The organism is Flavobacterium sp. AC105, assembly GCF_979258495.1.
Genome location: NZ_OZ409860.1, coordinates 3,101,775 through 3,120,304, shown reverse-complemented (window position 1 = coordinate 3,120,304; position 18,530 = coordinate 3,101,775). Strand labels below are relative to the sequence as shown.

At 34.6% G+C, this 18,530-nt stretch carries 9 protein-coding genes; 7 read left to right on the top strand and 2 right to left on the bottom strand.

From position 1 onward, the window contains the following. Positions 1 to 19: 19 nt before the first annotated feature. The 4 genes from ACZ0AH_RS12825 to ACZ0AH_RS12810 all read left to right on the top strand — a co-directional run bounded on the left by ACZ0AH_RS12825 (position 20) and on the right by ACZ0AH_RS12810 (position 5,376). Positions 20 to 1,531: a hypothetical protein gene (locus ACZ0AH_RS12825; protein ID WP_463476186.1), complete on the top strand. Its 1,512-nt coding sequence runs from the start codon at positions 20 to 22 to the stop codon at positions 1,529 to 1,531. 325 nt (positions 1,532 to 1,856) lie between these two features. Beyond that, entirely contained in the window at positions 1,857 to 3,887 is a 2,031-nt protein-coding gene (locus tag ACZ0AH_RS12820) for a hypothetical protein (protein WP_463476185.1), read from the top strand. A gap of 25 nt (positions 3,888 to 3,912) precedes the next feature. Then, positions 3,913 to 4,146 carry a hypothetical protein gene (locus ACZ0AH_RS12815; RefSeq protein ID WP_463476184.1) on the top strand — a complete coding sequence of 78 codons (234 nt, stop codon included), beginning with the start codon at positions 3,913 to 3,915 and terminating at the stop codon, positions 4,144 to 4,146. 87 nt (positions 4,147 to 4,233) lie between these two features. Further along, positions 4,234 to 5,376: a tail fiber domain-containing protein gene (locus ACZ0AH_RS12810; RefSeq protein ID WP_463476183.1), complete on the top strand. Its 1,143-nt coding sequence runs from the start codon at positions 4,234 to 4,236 to the stop codon at positions 5,374 to 5,376. A gap of 90 nt (positions 5,377 to 5,466) precedes the next feature. Here the strand turns inward: ACZ0AH_RS12810 and ACZ0AH_RS12805 are convergent, their stop codons facing one another. Next, positions 5,467 to 6,444: an alpha/beta fold hydrolase gene (locus ACZ0AH_RS12805; RefSeq protein ID WP_463476182.1), complete on the bottom strand. Its 978-nt coding sequence runs from the start codon at positions 6,442 to 6,444 to the stop codon at positions 5,467 to 5,469. A gap of 81 nt (positions 6,445 to 6,525) precedes the next feature. Next, positions 6,526 to 7,284, bottom strand: a complete 759-nt coding sequence (locus tag ACZ0AH_RS12800) for a response regulator transcription factor (RefSeq protein ID WP_463476176.1) — start codon at positions 7,282 to 7,284, stop codon at positions 6,526 to 6,528. 253 nt (positions 7,285 to 7,537) lie between these two features. Here ACZ0AH_RS12800 and ACZ0AH_RS12795 point away from each other — a divergent pair, with 253 nt between their 5' ends. The 3 genes from ACZ0AH_RS12795 to ACZ0AH_RS12785 all read left to right on the top strand — a co-directional run bounded on the left by ACZ0AH_RS12795 (position 7,538) and on the right by ACZ0AH_RS12785 (position 18,403). Next, complete coding sequence (locus ACZ0AH_RS12795) at positions 7,538 to 8,224, top strand: hypothetical protein (protein ID WP_463476181.1); 687 nt, start codon at positions 7,538 to 7,540, stop codon at positions 8,222 to 8,224. 204 nt (positions 8,225 to 8,428) lie between these two features. After that, on the top strand, positions 8,429 to 8,962 hold the full coding sequence (locus ACZ0AH_RS12790; RefSeq protein WP_463476180.1) for a UpxY family transcription antiterminator: 534 nt from the start codon (positions 8,429 to 8,431) through the stop codon (positions 8,960 to 8,962). A 108-nt stretch (positions 8,963 to 9,070) separates the two neighbouring features. After that, on the top strand, positions 9,071 to 18,403 hold the full coding sequence (locus tag ACZ0AH_RS12785; protein ID WP_463476179.1) for a non-ribosomal peptide synthetase: 9,333 nt from the start codon (positions 9,071 to 9,073) through the stop codon (positions 18,401 to 18,403). The last annotated feature ends 127 nt before the right edge of the window (positions 18,404 to 18,530 follow it).

Sequence of the window (18,530 nt, the reverse complement as noted above, 5' to 3'; positions counted from 1 at the left end):
TAATTTGAAAAAATAATATATGAGTTACGTAACAACAGGCAGTAGTAATTCGGTTCTCAATGGGAGTCCTTTAGAACTGAAAATAGTGATTTCGAAAGTTCCGTCAGAAGATGATCCAACAGATTCTATTATACCAATGGGTGTTTTCTCTGTAGAAAATATGGATGCTATCGCAGCAGATGAAGAATTGAGTACGCTAAAATGTAAATTATTTGGAAAATTAAAGAGTGCAACAGATGAAACTTTTCCGGTATTAATTTGTGAACTTCTGTATGATCCTAATAATAAGGGGAAGAGGTCTTATATTTTTCCAAGGTATTATGCTGATGAATTTGCTTATTTAATAGTAAATATAACAGCAAAAAAGTGCACGATCGATGGATTATCTCAAAATATTGGTATTTCTTTCAACAATAAAAAAGATAAAAACCCTAAAGAGATAAATCATATTGATTTTACAGTTATTGCTGAAGAAGCAAAACCTGAAATAAAGGCGTTTTTGTCTGATAAAACTGTTGTAGCCGTTGGTAAAACGGTTAAGTTATCGTGGGCAATAAAAGGGGACAAATTCATTTTAAGAGAAGGAAATAGGGAGTTAGAAACAAAAAAAGGCGAATATGAAATTCAAAAGATTTCAAATGGTGACCATACGTATACGCTTGAAGTACAGCAGGGAAATGCTTCTATAACCAAAACAATACTGGTACGTGCTGTAAACGAATCCAGGTTTTACAGCAGTTCTAATCCTTTCGATGATACGTTTACTATTGCCAATTTTTGTGTAAGTCAGGATTCTTCGTCTTTATTTAGCTTAATGCTGATAACAGAAAATAAAGCAACTAAATACGAAAAAACAACCCTGGACCATATAGGATATAGTTACACCAATGATGGTTTTTCAGGAAACTGGCCAAGAATTGAATTTTCAGAAAATGAAAAAGAAAAATTAAGGCCTTTTGCAGATTCTCCATTATTACACATGAAAGCCCCGGGGGAATTATACGGTCGTTTATTTTTTATAGGAGGCAGTTCTGTAAAAGCGATGAATTCCAGTAAGTCAGTTGCTATTGTCAATTTAGATGCAGATTTTGGTTCAAGGTTATCAATTATAGATAATTTGCCGTGGTCATCACGAATGGGGCATTCCTGCGCTCTTTTTCCTCACGGAGATCAGGATAAAATCTGGCTAATAGGAGGCGTTGACGAATGGGGTTCTGCATTAAATGATGTTTGGGTATCAGGTGATGGAAAAGTATGGGAAAATATTCAGGCAAACGGAAGTGTAAATCAAAATAAGAATAAACCTGCAAAAATGCCATGGGATAAAAGATGTTTAGCCAGTGTTGCTGTTGGGTTAGATGATTTGGGTTTCGTGAAAAATCTTTTGATTGGCGGCGGTTTTTCAGAAATAGGAGGCAGTGAAACTCCGGATATATGGAAATGGGACAAAAATCATTGGGAACAACTAAAGCCTTTGGCCATTAACGAATTTTATTTGTCTTCTTATTTGTCTTCCGGACTCTTTTTTTAGGCAAAGATACTATTGAAAGTACCGGTTTTTATTTATTGGGAGGATATGAGTCAAAAAATACCACGACAACATATTTTGATAAAATAATACTGCAAGACGGTAAATATAGTGTCAAAGTGGTCGATTCTGCTATTCCGAAAGTTTTGACAACAAATAGAGATTCAAAAATAATTACCGGTTTTTTTAAAGGATGCATGTGGTATATGGTCCATACCGATCAAGGAGATAAAGGAATTACATATTCTGAATTAGTTTACTGGATACCGGTTCTAGGTGAATATACTTTAATCTTAACGTAGTTTTCAAAATTTAAAAACAATACATTATGAGTACAATACTTAAAAGGAAATGTTTTATCTATACTGCCTATTTTCTGTTGCTGACAGTGCAATCACAAATGTTGTTTTCGCAGTCAAGATTTACAGTTTTGCAGCCGATAATAGATAAAGCCATACCTGACCAAAGCGATAAAGATCTGCGAATATCGGCAGATGCAAATAAAACTGAAACAACGAAGTCATTCTTTAAATTTGATTTTAAAAATCTGCCCACCAGCGCAAAAGTTGGGTTAGTAAATCTAAAATTGTATGTGAGGCCAAATGGTGAAAAGTCTAATTTTTCAGTGCATACGATAACTATTTTAAAAGGCAATAATGATTGGACGGGAAATGAAACGAGCCTGACTGATTCAAAATTAGACTGGGCTGATATCAAAAAAAATCCTAAAGCTATTGGAACTACAGTAGTAAATCAAAGCTCAGAATCGGTAACGGCAAAACTTAATATTTCCGACTCATTAAAATTGGTTCCTCATTTTTTGCCGGACGGTATTCTTTCGCTGGCAGCGCGTTCTCCTAACAAGAGTAAGGATACAAAATTTTTCTCTACTGAAACATCAGAAAAAAGTGCTGACTTTTCGAAGAAACCTAAATTGATCGTAACGTATGAAATAGCTTCTTATCCGTTTAGGCAAGACTGGGCACAGCCATTTGCAAATGCGCAGCACAACAGTCTTCTGGACTGGAAATTTAACACGTATGCGACTTCAGCACAAGCTAGAAAATTACCGGATATCCCGAATGAAAACATTCAGGATGTAGGTATTTTAATTTATAAAAACCAGCCAGTTGTATTTACACAGGCAGCTTCAGGATCTTCGGTTTTTTATGTAAAACAGCTCAATTCCAAAGGAAATGTCCTATGGAGCAAAGCAGTTGATGATGCAGCAAGATGCAGTCCGCTAATCGATGAAAAAGGAAAGATGTACTATATATCCAAAAAAGGATATATAACAATTCTGGACCTGAATAATCAGGGAAATAGCTTGTTAATCAGGCCGTTTTATGCAATTGCTGGTGCCACAATAAATAATAAGATTACTCTGGGATATGACGGAATGCTTTATGTACCATCAGATAAAGGCATATTTGCGGTTTCGGGATTTCCAGAACTTAAAGTAAGATGGAAATATGAACAAAAGGCAAATGAGATAAATGGTCCGGTTTCTATCAGTCCGGACGAAAGTAAGGCCTTTTTTATCAATGTAGACAAAAATAATAAAATGAGCCGACTCGTTGTATTGGATAATCTTGACGGAAGTTTAATTGCTGCATCCGGCTATGTTTTAGGAGGATACGCTGATGGGGAAAATTACAATATTCCGCCTCCGGTTGTTCAGAATAATTCGAGGGTTTTTGTGCTTGACGGTTTTGATAACAGCAATAAACTTTTTGTTTTTGATGTTGATGAAAAAACTAAAAGTATCACAACGCAAAACATATCAGCAGGAAACACAGTTAATACAGGCATTTCGCAACCTGTTATTGATGCACAGTCAAATGTTTTTTTTGTTTATAATAGAGATTTGGCAAAATATAATGCTTCGGGCAATAAAGCAGACGTTTTTCAAAAATCAGCAGTTTTAGACAATGCATCCATATTGATTGCAGATGCTTCATCAAATATCTATGCTATCGATCCGTATAATACCCCAAAAAAAATAATGGGTTTTAAAAACGATGTAAATAGCCCTGATACTTTTTCAATTGATATTGATGGTAAATTCGGAAACCCGAGAAAAAATATAGTTCTTGCCCCGGACGGTACACTTTATACCGCAACAGCCACTAATTTAATTAGTGTAACGCCTTTTAACGTTGCAGCAAAGACAACAACTATTAATAGATCAGATTTAAATACCGATACCACTTATAGAGCCTCTGATGCTATAATTGTTGAAGGATTTAACGTAGCGGCTTCGGTAAATACCATTCTTAATTCAGGCGGAAGCATTTCCTTCAAACCGGGATTCATTGTTACAAAAGGTGCACAACTAACTTGCAAAACAGGATTTTAACTTCATAATTTTAAAAATTTATAAAATGAAAACAATATATAAACTGGTACTGATTCTTATTATTTTAATTTCCCATCAGGTGGAAGCACAAGACGCATTAAAAATTCTTTCAAACGGAAATGTTGGGATTGGTACAGAGCCTCAAAATGATAAGCTTATAGTAGGCGGTAACATTCATATTGATGCACCAGCCAGCAATGATCAAATTGATGCCATGACAATAGATGTTAAGGCTTTTAATAATATAACAAATGCTTAAAGAAGTACTTTTTTTAAGGTAAAAGATATAGCAGGATTTAGCCAGCCATTTACGATACGCGGTGATGGAAATGTTGGAATAGGGAAATTGCCTCAAAGCGACAGACTTATTGTAGGCGGCAACATTCATGTCGATATTGCGGTTACTCCAAATCCGGTTGATGCATTATTAGTAGATGTTGCTGGTTTTAGCACCTCTGAAAATGCTAAAAAGAGTGCCTTTTTTAAGATAAGAGATTTAGATAAAAAGAGTGAGCCTTTTACAGTACTGGGTGATGGCACTATTACTACTGAAGCTGCAGCAAGTACTAGTCCTATTAATGGTATGACAGTAAATGTAAAGTCATTTAGTACAAGAGAAAATGCTATAAAAAGCACTTATTTTAAGGTAAGGGATATAGGTGGTAATTACCAGCCTTTTATGATAAGAGGAGATGGTAATGTAGGGATAGGAACTGAAGATCCGTCACAGGCAAAATTGGTTGTATTTGGAAGTGTAAGTACAGAATTAGCTTATTCTTATTTGACAAAAAAAGCAAATGTTGCTATAACAGGACAGTATGCGGGCATATCCCCATGTTCTATATATGCTTCAGACAGGGTTGCAGCAACAGAGTTTAACGCTTTTTCTGATCAGCGTATAAAAAATATAATAGGGGTAAGCAACAATGAGAATGACCTTAAAATTTTATCGAAAATTGAAATTACAAATTATAAAATGATCGATACAATTGCAAAAGGAAACCAGCTTTATAAAAAAGTAATCGCACAACAGGTAGAAAAAGTATATCCAGCTGCAGTTAATAAAAATCTGACTGATGTGATCCCTAATATTTATCAATTAAGTGCGATTAATAAGGGCTGGATAGACCTTAATACAAAAGATCTTATTGCGGGCGACAAAATAAAACTTGTTTTTAGCAAAGAACAAATAATAGTTGATGTACTCGAAATAGGCAAAGGAAAAATCAAAGTAAACTGCGAAAAAGAAGGAGATGTTTTTGTTTACGGAAAACAGGTAAACGATTTTCGTACTGTAGATTATGAGGCAATTTCGATGCTTAATGTAAGTGCAACTCAGGCTTTGCTAAAACGTATTGAAATATTAGAAGCTAAAGATGCAGCTTCTGTTAGTACCATACAAGAATTAAAAAAGAGTGAGGCGCAAACACAAAAACGCCTGCAAAAAATCGAAGCGTTATTGCTTCCTGCAGTTGCAGAAAACGAATAAATTAACAGGTATTTTTAGAATAGTATTTAAAGCCGGTAAAGTCAATTTACCGGTTTTTTTATGATTATAAAATAATTTTACTTCTCGAATTTAATCGTTATTTACGATTTTGATTATGGTGTTTTGAAACTTTTCAGGTTCATCCTGATGAATTTGATGTCCGGAATTTTCAAATAAAAATAAGTCCTTCTTTGGCGCTTTTAATGCCATGAAATATTCTTTTGTGATTTTAGATGAGGTTTGAATATCGTTTTTTCCAACGAAAAAGTAAACAGGGCAATCAACCTTTTTTAAAGTTTTTGGCAAATCGATTTTCATAACTTCATTCCAGACTGGTGTCCAGGTTTTTGACCATTTAAGAAAATCTATTTTGAAAGCATTACTGGTTGCCTTTTTATTGCCATCTTTATAAAAAAGCCATTTTCTTAAATAAAATACATCATTGTCTGTCGTAAAAGGAATATTTACGCTCGCTAATTCAGCAGTGGCAAGATCATTATCTTTAAAATAAATCTTCAAAGTCTGCAGCAATTCTTTTTCACTTTCCAATTGGCTGATTACAGGATTTACAGCAAAATAAGAATGCAATAATTCAGGATGTTTCTGAACAATATAAAAGCCTAAAACATTTCCCCAGGAACTGCCTAATAAATATATTTTTTTCTGCTTTAACTCCTTTGTAATGAATTTTATAACCTGATAAGTATCTTTTTCCATTTGCCCGACAGACGGCTGAATTGGCGAAGGATTTAACGCTAATGTTTTTTCGACATCTCTTTGATCCCATTGCACAATCGTAAATTTATCCTTTAAAAGGTTCGTATAAGGAGCATTATTACTCATCATCGAACTTCCGGGACCACCACTTAAAAAGAGCAATATAGGTTTATTCGAGTCGTCTGTTTTAATTTGAATGGCTTGTTTAATTCCGCCAATTTCAGGTGTCAAAAGAGTGTCAATTTTGACTGAAACAGTTCCGTGATTCAATTTTTTGTTATTTGGGATATGGCATCCATAAAGTGAAAATAAAAGGATTGATACAACTAATAATGGATGTGTTTTTATCATAGATTTTTTGTCCATGCAAAATTATGCACAGCTTTTTATGGATGTTAAAATGCTTAAATACAGTAAATTATTAGTTTTCTGCTAAATCAATTTATTGCTCGTTGCATACGCAATTGCTTCGGCAATATTTCCTACGCCCAGTTTTGTAAAGAGTTTTCTTTTGTGAAATTTGATCGTATCTGCAGAAACAAACATGCTTTCGGCCATATTGGCGATGGTAAATCCGCGTATGGAATACTGCAAAACTTCTTTTTCGCGGCTGGTAAGTTCTATTTTTTTCAGCGTCTTCCAGAAATCACCTTCCAGGTCATAGCTGAAGATTTTGTTTTCCCCTTTTTTATAGATTTTGATGTTCCCGGACTGGAGTTCTGAGGAAAGTGAAATAATACAGATCGATTTCCAGATTTTACCGTCATTGGTCAAAAAAACGGGAGTCAGTTTCTGGTTTACCAAAAAAGTCTTCCCGCTGGGGTTCCTTAAACGAAAGTCATATGAAATCGTATGGTGAATCCGCTCCTCAACAGGGATATTCTGGTAAAAATCAAATCCTATGGTGTTGATCTTCAAAAGCAGATCCAAATCCTCTTTTACGACGTATTTAAAATAAAAGGCATAGCCGAGTTCCTGAACTTCCTGCGCCGTATGGTCGCATAGAAACAGCGGATTTTCAGACACATATTCAAACCCTTTTTTTTCGTAATCTATAATGTAGATACTGCTGTAGGTGGTTCTCGCAAATGCCTTTACCAGTTCGAGATAATTTGCAAGTTTAAGTGTTTCGTCCTCAGAAATTTTTTGAACCGTATTGTTAGAGGAAAAAAAGTCGTTTTCAATTACCATATCACTATTTTTTTAATACGCTGTGAATATAGGAAAAATTGGAGATATGCTGTTAAATATTTTTTATTTCTATACGAATTTAACGTCAATTCAACATTAACATCAAATATGCTTTATAATGGGTATTTTTTTAACAATTAAGCTTTTTCTTACCTACACTAAAGGGTAGTATTTGTCTATAATTCTGAAAACTAGCATTTTGTGTAATATTAGGCGTAAATTCTGGTGATAGTTTTGGTAAAAATAAAACGCTATGATATCCAAAAACAACCACCGATCTGCAGTAAGCCAAAATGAGATTTTCAACATGTCAAAATTCGTTGTGACAGAAAATTGCAACCACCATGAAAATAAAATCTCAGCTACGTATCAAAAAGATATCGATTCAGTTTATAAAGAAGAAATGGGATTTTTGGAGCATTCAAAAATTTTCGCTTTCAAAAGTGATCTTGGCGAATTGATAGGCACGATCCGTTTGTTGAAATGGGATTTCATAAGCACGCTTCCCATCCAGAAAATGTTTGGGATCAATCCTTTTTTCTGTACCGATGGAAATGATATCAATGAAATCTGGCACATTGGACGTTTTGCCATCAAAAAAGGCGTTCGTGATATCAACCTTCTTAAAAAATTACTGGTTTGTGCTATTGGACCGGTTTGTGCCCACAAAGACAATATTGCTTTTGCAGAAATCGATGCCAAACTGCTTCGTGTGTTGCAATTAATGGGCATCAAAGCAAAAGTGGTTGGTAAATCTATTGAATATTTAGGATCAGAAACCATTCCGGTAAGCATGTCTTATAGCGGACTGATCGATTTTTATAATGAGAACAAGAATTTGGTTGCACCAAAGGAAGCTTTGGGAATTTCAGGTCAAAATTATAAACTACCCAATAAGGTAGTATTTAACACAGAATCAAATAACTACACTTTGGTGTAGTAAGACATCTGCTGCTGTATTGTAAGTTTACTCCAGTAAAAAGGAAATGCATTTTCCTTTCGCATATCAAAATTATCCGTCAGGTTTCCTTTTAAGTAAAAGCATTTCAAAAATTAAATTATCCAAAAACATCTCTTAAAAAAAAAATAACCATGTGACTGGTTACAGCGCAGCTATATCCGGCACTCAAAAAAACTTGAAATTATGGAAAGAAAAGAAGGTTGGCATGTTCTTTACGTAAAGTACAGACATGAAAGTAAAGTTTATAAAGAATTAATGGAAAAGAACTTAGAGGCTTTTCTTCCTATGGCTACAAGCATACGCAAATGGAGCGACAGGACCAAAAAAATCCAAATTCCGTTATTTCCGAGTTATGTGTTTGTAAATATCAGATCAAATAAGGATTTCCATGATGTTTTAACCGTAGACAGCGGCTGTTCTTATTTGTCTTTTGGAGGTGAATACGGAAGGGTTTCAGAAAAAGAAATCCAACAAATAAAACTTCTTGTCGACGGAAAAGATATAACCGATGTTCAGATTGGCCAGGAACTTCCAAGAATTGGCGATAAACATACCATCGAATACGGCGAATTATCAGGTCTGGAATGCGAAGTGTTTAGAATCGATAATCAACACAGAATTAGTGTACGTTTAAGTTCGTTACGCCAGAATATATCGGCAATTGTTCCTTTGTCTTATTTATCGAATCCTAACGGAAACACTTTTGCGAACGCATAGTTTTTAGGTTTTCCCTTTTCAAAAAAAATCATTTCAAAAAAAAATATCAAAAACAGCATAGTGGATTGTTTAGCAACGCTATGTGTTTAAATTATAAAAAGCAGACTGATGAAAAATAATGTCACAAGCGTGCAAAAATATATCTGGTTGGATCAGATACTCGAAAATGAGTCTCCAAAATATAACATTGGCGGCTACGCATTTATTAACGGAAGCATTGATGTTGAACGTTTTAAAACAGCATTTGATATTCTGATTAAAGAGAATACCATTTTTTCTTTTGTTTTTGAAGAAAAGAGCGGTTTTCCTGTATATACACTTCAGGAAGCCGATAGAGATTTGGCTTTAACGTATATCGAAGAATCAGATGCCTCAAAAGCGATTCAAAGGATTGCGGAAGATTTTATAATTCCGTTTGATATCGAGAACGATAAACAGCTTTATAAAATGTGGCTGATAAAAGTAGCGCCTGAATCGTATATCTGGTATTCAAAATTGCATCATATTATATCCGATGGTTTTTCGTTTCAGTTGCTGTACAACAAAGTCAACAGAATTTACGAACAATTATCGACAGACGTTGTATATGATGATTTGTGTATCGAAAAAAATACAATATCATACGAATCTTTTATAGCGTTAGACAACGAATACAGAGCTTCGGATGATTTTTTGGCAGATAAAAACTTTTGGTTAGAGCGTTATAACGATCTGCCTTCCTTAATATATACGGGCACAAATAAAGCAACAGGTCACTGCAATATAGAAATAGCACTTACAGAACTTGAAAATGAAGCCTTATGGGAGTTTGCAAAAACAGAAAGAATGGGGATTTTCCATTTATTAATAGGATGTTTTTCCATAGTATTATCAAAATATTACAACAGAAAAGAAGTGAATCTGGGAATGCCGGTTTTAAACCGAAAAAGCGCCGTTGAAAAACGTACTTTGGGGCCATTTCTGAGTTTATTGCCTTTAAAACTGACGTTAGAAACCACCTCAACTTTAGGTGATTTTATAAACGAAATTAAAAGCACACTTTTTACCTGCTACAGACATCAGCGTTTTCAGCAGGCGGATATATTGCGAAATCTTCCGCAGGCAACTTCAAAATTGTATGATGTACGATTGTCGTATGAGCGCATGCAATACGAATCTGAATTTGCGGGAAATAAAGCAACCATTCATCCCTTATCAAATGATAGCGAGGAAGATCCGGTTTCGATACATGTTTTTGAAGATATAAACGGGCAAATTAGTTTTAGGTTTGATATCAACGAAAGATATATTTCAAAATTTGAAGCCAATCAGCTTATAGCTTCTTTTATAAAAGTATTAACGCAATTAAAAGAAACAAAAAATACGGTTATTTCCGAGATTCAAATTGCGAGTAAAGCGCAATTACAGGAAATCGAAATAATCTCAAACGGACCTGCCATTCAAAGACCGGAAGAAACATTTTTGAATCTTTGGAATACATCGGTAATAAATTATGCTGCAAAAAAAGCGGTTTCTTATCAAGGTAATTTTTTAACTTATGAAACTCTTGAAACCTCAGCAAACAAAATAGCTTCATATTTACAAATTCAAGGTGTTAAAAAAGGCGATAAAGTAGGCGTAATGCTTTCCAGATCAGAGAAAAGTATCGTTGGTATTCTTGCCGCATTAAAAACAGGCGCTGTTTATGTGCCAATTGACAATGCCTATCCGGACGAAAGAAAGCACTATATTATAAAAGATGCTGCATTAGATTTTATCTTAACAGATTCGTTTTCTCATTCTGTTTCAGCAGAAAAAGAATGCAATATCGATATTATTCTCAAAGACGACATTTTATTAGAAAACTATAATCCCGTAACGCTCCAGCCAGAAGATGAAGCGTATATTATTTACACTTCCGGTTCAACTGGAGATCCTAAAGGTGTGGTTATCAATCACAGATCTTTATATGATTATATCCTGACATTTGGTGCTTATTTTAACCTTACCGAAAAAGATATTGTTTTGCAGCAGGCTTCTACTGCTTTTGATACATCTGTAGAAGAGATTTTTCCTGTTTTATCCGTTGGAGGAAACCTGGTAATTGCTTCTGATACAAAAGATTTTAATGAATTATTTAAAGATTGTGAGCAATTTGGCGTGACCTTATTAAGTACAAATCCTTTTGTTTTGCAATATCTTAATGATAATTACAAAAACTACGATTTAAGTTTTAAAACACTTATTAGCGGAGGAGATACGTTAAAACCGCATCAGGTAGATCAGCTTTTAGACACTTTTGATGTTTATAATACATACGGACCTACAGAAAGTACGGTTTGTGCAACCTATTATAAGGTTGATAAAGAGGATACTGTGTTTCCGATAGGAAAACCAATTACAAACCGAGGCGTTTATCTTTTGGATGGAACCAAAATATTGCCAAAAGGTGCGATTGGAGAAATTGGACTTTCCGGTATTGGTCTGGCAGTTTCTTATCTCAATAAAAAAGAATTAACAGATAATGCTTTTGTAAACATAAACGGCGAACGTATCTATAAAACCGGAGATTTAGGAAAATGGACAATCGACAATAACTTAATTTTTTATGGCAGAAAAGACAGCCAGTTAAGTTATAAAGGATATCGTATTGAAGTAGGAGAAATAGAACAAGCCATTCAAAAAGTAAATGCTTACGTTGTAGATAGTTATGTATGTATAAACGAAGTTGGCGGAATGCCTATTTTAATTGCTTATTTAGTGGCAAATGAATCTTTTATCAATATTTCGTCATTAGTAATTGATTTAAAAAGCTGTTTACCGGAATTTATGATTCCAACGCATTTTGTAATTATTGATGCAATTCCGTTAATTTCAAATGGTAAAATTGATATAAAAAGTTTACCGGAACCCAAAACCATAAACATTAACGAAGTTGTTCAATTGCCAACAACAGATCAGGAAAAAGAAATTGCCGCAATCTGGCAGGAATTATTAAAACTTGATAATGTTGATGTTACGGTTAGTTTTTTTGAATTAGGCGGACATTCTTTATTAGCAAATCAGTTTATTAGCAGTTTAAGAGATCAAAAAGGAATTGAATTACCGTTAAGAGATTTCTATAAATCTCCCACAATTAAAGAAATAAGCGAGTTAGTGCCTACATTGGGCAAGAAAAAAATCCAGAATATTATAGCTCCAAATCAGGAATTATATCCGTTGTCTTTTTCGCAGGACAGATTGTGGTTTCTAAATCAGTTAGACCATACCGATACATCTTATCATGTATCAAGAGCGATGAAATTAACCGGTTCTGTAGCCGTTGCTACGCTCGAAGAAACGTTTTCTAAACTGATAGATAAACATGAGATTTTGAGAACCGTTTTTGTAAATCACAACGGTAAACCATTTCAAAAAATATTGGCTCCATATTCGTATACCATTCCGGTTATCGATTATACAGGTATCAGAGAAGAGAGAAAAGAAAAAGTAATTTCAGATTGTCTGGAAAGAGTAGAAGGCAATGCTTTTGATATAGAACAAGGACCGCTTTTTAGAGTAGAATTATTAAAATTTTCAGACCAGGAAAGTGTTCTTATATTCTGTGAACATCATTTAATTTTAGACGGATGGACTCAGGGAATTTTATTCAGGGATTTTGTAGATATCTACAACGAATTAAAAACAAACCCGGTTTTTGAGGTAAAGAAACCCAAAGTTACCTTTAAAGATTATGCCTATTGGGAAAAAAACAACTTTAGCGACAGCGTTCTAAGTGAGAAATTAGATTTTTGGGAAAACAAATTCGAAGGTTTTTCAAATGAAGTTTTAGTGCCTTTAGATTATGAAAGACCGGAAACATCCATAAAAAAAGGAGGGACTATCGAACATATTTTTTCATTGGATTTCTCTGAAAAATTGCGACATTTTTCTGAAAAACAAGATGTTTCGTTGTTTATTACCATGCTTACAGCTTTTAAAATTGCCTTATATAAATTTAGCAATCAAACCGATGTTTGCGTTGGAACTGCCGTTGCAAACCGCCGTTACAAAGAATTTCAGGAAGTTTTGGGAATGATTGTAAACACAATCGCTTTACGAACAACATTTAGCAGCGATAATTCCCTCATAGATGTTCTTCACGAAGTCAAAGAAACCTGTCTGGATTCGTATGCTTATGATGATACACCATTTGGGAAAGTAGTCGAAAGAATAAATCCCGAAAGAGGTTTACACCAGCATCCGTTATTTCAATACATGTTTAGTTTTGTGAATGTTCCCATACAAACGATGTCGCTGCTTGACGCCGATATCGAAATTTTGAAAGGACATAATAAAGCATCTCGTTTTGATATAAGCGTGGTTGTAAATACAGTGTATGAACAAACCGATTATTTAACAGAAAACAAACCGGACAGAAGAATTTCGGTTGAATGGGATTATAATGCAGCTATTTTTAAGCCTGCAACTATGGACCGCATTTTAAAAGTATATCTAAAAGTTCTGGACGCACTTGTTGAAAACCCTGCACAATCTTTAGCCTCATTTGATTACATAGCCGAATCTGAAAAAGCGATTATTCTGCATGATTTTAATCCAAAAAAAGGAGATATTCCGTTAGATAAAACAGCCGTAAGTGTGTTTGAGGAACAAGCTTCAAAAACGCCGGATGCTATTGCTTTGGTATTCGAAAACAGAAGTTTGACTTATAAAGAATTGAGTGGTATTTCGAATCAATTCGCACATTATTTAATAAGCAACTTCGATATTAAAATTGAAGATTTAATAACCGTAAAATTAGATCGCAGCGAGTGGATTTATATCGCATTATTAGCCGTATTAAAAACCGGAGGCGCATATGTGCCAATTGATCCTGGTTATCCGCAACAAAGAATCACTTACATCGAACAAGACAGTAATTGTAAAGTTGTAATTGACGATAATCTGATAATGGATTTTATCACGAATCAGGATGATTACGAGATTACATTGCCTGAAATTTGCCTTGCACCAAATAATCTGATGTATGTTATATATACTTCAGGGTCAACAGGAAAACCAAAAGGCGTAATGATTGAACACCATAGTTTGGTAAATTATATTGCAAACCAGACAAAAGTATTTGGATTTGATCATTCAGAACGTGTCATACAATTTTCAAACAACGCTTTTGATGCTTCTATGGAACAAATCTTTTTGGCTTTGTTAAACGGAGCAACGCTTATTGGCGTATCAAAAGAGCGCATTATTGATCCTGTTGATTTTGTAAATGTGCTGCAGGAATATGCCATAACGCACCTGCATGCAACGCCTGGATATTTATCGTATTTAAATAATCTTTCGTTATGCAAATCATTAAAAAGAGTGGTTGCAGCCGGAGAAATCTGTCCAAAAAGTCTGGCTCAAAAAATGATTAAGATTGCTGATTTCTACAATAAATACGGACCTACAGAAGCCACGATAAGTGCGACAATGTCTAAAGTGAATAAAAATCATTTTGAAAGAAATTTTGTTTCTATCGGAAGACCATTGAAGAATTCAGAATTGTATATTTTATCAGACGATCTTGAACTTAAACCAATTGGCGTTTTTGGAGAAATATGCATTTCAGGTGACGGACTTTCGAGAGGATATTTAAACAATGAGGATTTAACAGCCGAAAAATTTGTTGCTAATCCATTCAAAGAGGGCGCTAAATTATACAAAACAGGCGATTTAGGAAGATGGCTTTCAGATGGAACTATCGAATTTTCCGGACGTAAGGACGATCAGGTAAAAGTAAGAGGACATCGTATAGAATTGGGCGAAATCGAACACGCCATATCAGCTCAGGAAAACATCAGCCAATGCGTTGTGGCGGTACAAAATATTGAGAACGATCAGGTAATTGTGGCCTATTTAGTTGGAGAAAAAACGCTAGACAAACAAGAACTTCGTTCAGCATTAAGCAATAATTTGCCGGATTATATGCTGCCGGGTTATTATGTACAACTAGAATCGATTCCGTTAACATCTCATGGTAAAGTAGATAAAAAAGGATTGCCGCCTGTTGGTTTAAATGATCTTGTTCAGCAAAAACATGTAGCTCCAACAACAGCTTTAGAAAAAGAATTAGCAGTGATATGGGAAGAAATTTTAGGAATAAAAACCATTGGAGTAACAGACAATTTTTATGAATTAGGCGGACATAGTTTAAAAGTTATTTTATTAACCAATAAGATCAACCGTTTAGGCTATCAAATCAGCGTAAAAGATGTGTTTTTAAACCCAACAATTTCGGGGATTATTTCCAAATTAGAAACTGCAGATTTTACCGCTATTCCTAAAATAGAAAATCAGGAAAATTATATTTTGACATCGTCTCAGCATCGCTTATGGATTTTAAGTCAGTTCGAAGGCGGAAATGAAGCTTATAATATTCCGGGGTCGTTTGAACTGCAAGGAATTGTGGATGTTGAAAACTTAACAAATGCCTTTCAAACGGTTATTGCCAGACACGAAATCTTAAGAACATTTTTTAAACGAAATGATGAAGGAGAAGTGCGTCAGTTTGTTGTCGATGCTTCGGAAATTGATTTTAAAATAGAGTGTTTTGATTATAGCCAAGCTGAAGATCAGCAAACAGTTTTAGAAAACAGAATTATCAAAAGCTATAAACATCAATTTGATTTAGGAGAAGCGCCTTTGGTTCGTTTAGATCTCGTAAAATTATCAGAAAACAAACATGTATTGCTTTTTAATATACATCATATAATCAGCGATGGCTGGTCAATGGGGATTTTAACCAAAGAATTAATCACGATTTATGATAGTCTGGTTCATGATAAAAACGTCGATTTACCGGAACTTACAATACAATATAAAGATTATGCTTCCTGGATGAGAAGCGAAAATCAAACTTCTAAATTAAAAATAGCAGAGGAATATTGGCTGAATGTATTTAGCGGAGATTTGCCGGTATTGGAACTTCCAACCCATAAAACCAGACCAAAAGTCAAAACCTATAACGGCGATTCGGTTACCTATGAATTCTCAAAAGAAGCAAGTGCAAATCTGAAATTGTTTTCAGAAAAGCAAAACGCAACCCTCTTTATGATTTTAATGGCGGGAATCAACGGATTACTTTCGAGATACACCAACAACAGGGATATTATTTTAGGTACGCCAATCGCCGGAAGAGAACACGGTGATTTAGAAAATCAAATTGGTCTTTATTTAAATACGCTGGCAATACGCACCACTTTTGAAGAAACAGCGACTTTTGAAGCGTTATTGGCAACACAAAAAGAAACCTTATTAAACGCCTATTCGCATCAGGAATATCCGCTTGATAATTTGGTAGAAGAATTGGGCTTAGGCCGGGATACAAGCCGATCTGCTCTTTTTGATGTTCTGGTTGTATTGCAAAACCAGCAGGATTTATTTGCATCGGATACTTTAGAAATAGAAGGTCTGACTTTAAAACCCTATAACGGATATGAAAGAAAAGTGAGTCAATTTGATTTAAGCTTTATTTTTTCCGAAAAACAAGGACAATTAGCGTTACATATCGAATACAACACCGATATTTATGAGTTGGATTTTGTTGAACGCCTGGCGTCACATTTTGAGATCTTTTTAGCAGAAGCAATCCAAAATCCGGATCAAAAAGTAGCCACGATTAATTATTTAGGCGTTGCAGAACAATCGCAATTGTTATATGATTTTAATGATACAACGGTCGAATATCCCGAGACGACAATGGTAGGTTTATTTGTCGCTCAGGCGGAAAAAACTCCCGAAAATATAGCACTCATAACCGATACTAAAAAATTCACTTATAAAGAACTGAACGAAATATCAAATGAACTTTCTCATTATTTATTGAGTAATTACAGTTTGGATACAGAAGATTTAATTGGCGTAAAATTAGATAGAACCGAATGGCTTCTAATTTCATTATTAGCCGTTCTAAAAGCGGGATGCGCTTATGTGCCTATAGATCCTAATTATCCGGCACAGCGTGTGGAATACATTGAAAACGACAGTAAATGCAAAGTAACAATAGATGAATCCGTTATAAATACTTTTAGAAAATCAGAGTCTATTTCGAAATCACTTCCAAAGGTTTCTTTCAATTCGGATAATCTGGCGTATATTATTTATACTTCGGGATCTACAGGAAAACCAAAAGGCGTTATGATCACGCATAAAAATGCTGCTTATATGCTGCATTGGTCGCAAAGGGAATTTAGCGATACTAATTTTGATATGTTGTATGCCGTAACTTCTCATTGTTTTGATTTATCGGTATATGAATTTTTCTATCCGTTAAGCATCGGAAAACAAATCAGGCTTTTAAATAACGGATTATCCATAGCCGATTATTTAGACAATGATAAAAATGTACTAATAAATACTGTTCCTTCGGTAATCCATACGCTTATTGACAAAGGAATTTCTTTTGAAAATGCTGTTGGAATAAACCTCGCCGGAGAAGCTTTTCCGGTAAGTATTGCCAATTATTTTAACGGTTCCGGAATTGCGCTTAGAAATTTATACGGACCATCAGAAGATACGACTTATAGCAGTTATTACCGCGTTGAAGGAGCGTACGAAAGTTCGGTTCCTGTTGGGAAAGCCATAGATAATACGCAGTTTTATATCCTTTCAGACGACTTGGCTCTACAGCCTGTTGGCGTAATTGGTGAAATCTGTATTTCTGGTGACGGATTATCAAGAGGTTATTTATACCAGCCCGAATTAACAGCAGAAAAATTCATTGAAAATCCTTTTAGTGAAAACGGAAAATTATACAGAACGGGAGATTTAGGAAAATGGCTGCCGGACGGAAATGTACTTTGCATAGGCAGAAAAGACAGTCAGGTAAAAATCAGGGGACATCGTGTAGAACTTGGCGAAATTGAACATGTTTTGGAATCCCAAAACGGTATTGACCAATGCGTAGTTGTAGCTTCAACGATAAATGGCGATAATGTAATTGTAAGTTATTTGGTTAGTTCGGAAGTTATAGACAAACAAGAACTTCGATTGTCCTTAAAACGTGAATTGCCGGAATATATGCTGCCTACTTATTATGTATTTCTGGATGAATTACCGCTTACGCCGAATGGAAAAATCGATAAAAAATCGTTGCCTCCGGTACGTACAGAAGATGTTATTCAACTGGAATATATAGTGCCTTCTAATGAAATAGAAGAACAATTAGCTGCTATTTGGCAGGACATTCTGGGATTAGAAAAAATTGGTATTACAGATAATTTTTTCGAATTAGGCGGAAATAGTCTTAAAGCTACTGTTTTGATAAACAGAATAAACAGAACTTTTGACACCCGATTCTCCATTCAGGATTTATACGAAACCCAGGAGATAATTGGAGTTTCAAAAAAACTAAATTTTATAGCTTTTCAAAATCAATTGGCGCTGGAAACAGCTGATGATCTTGATGAGATAATGATATAATTTTATTTTACTTTTTATTGAAGTTGGTTGGTTTTTTTTGAGCATGGCTATATTTATATAGCCATGTTTTTTTGCACTATACATGCATTCATTTTAAATACTTCCCTTGTTATCCAGCAGAATCGTA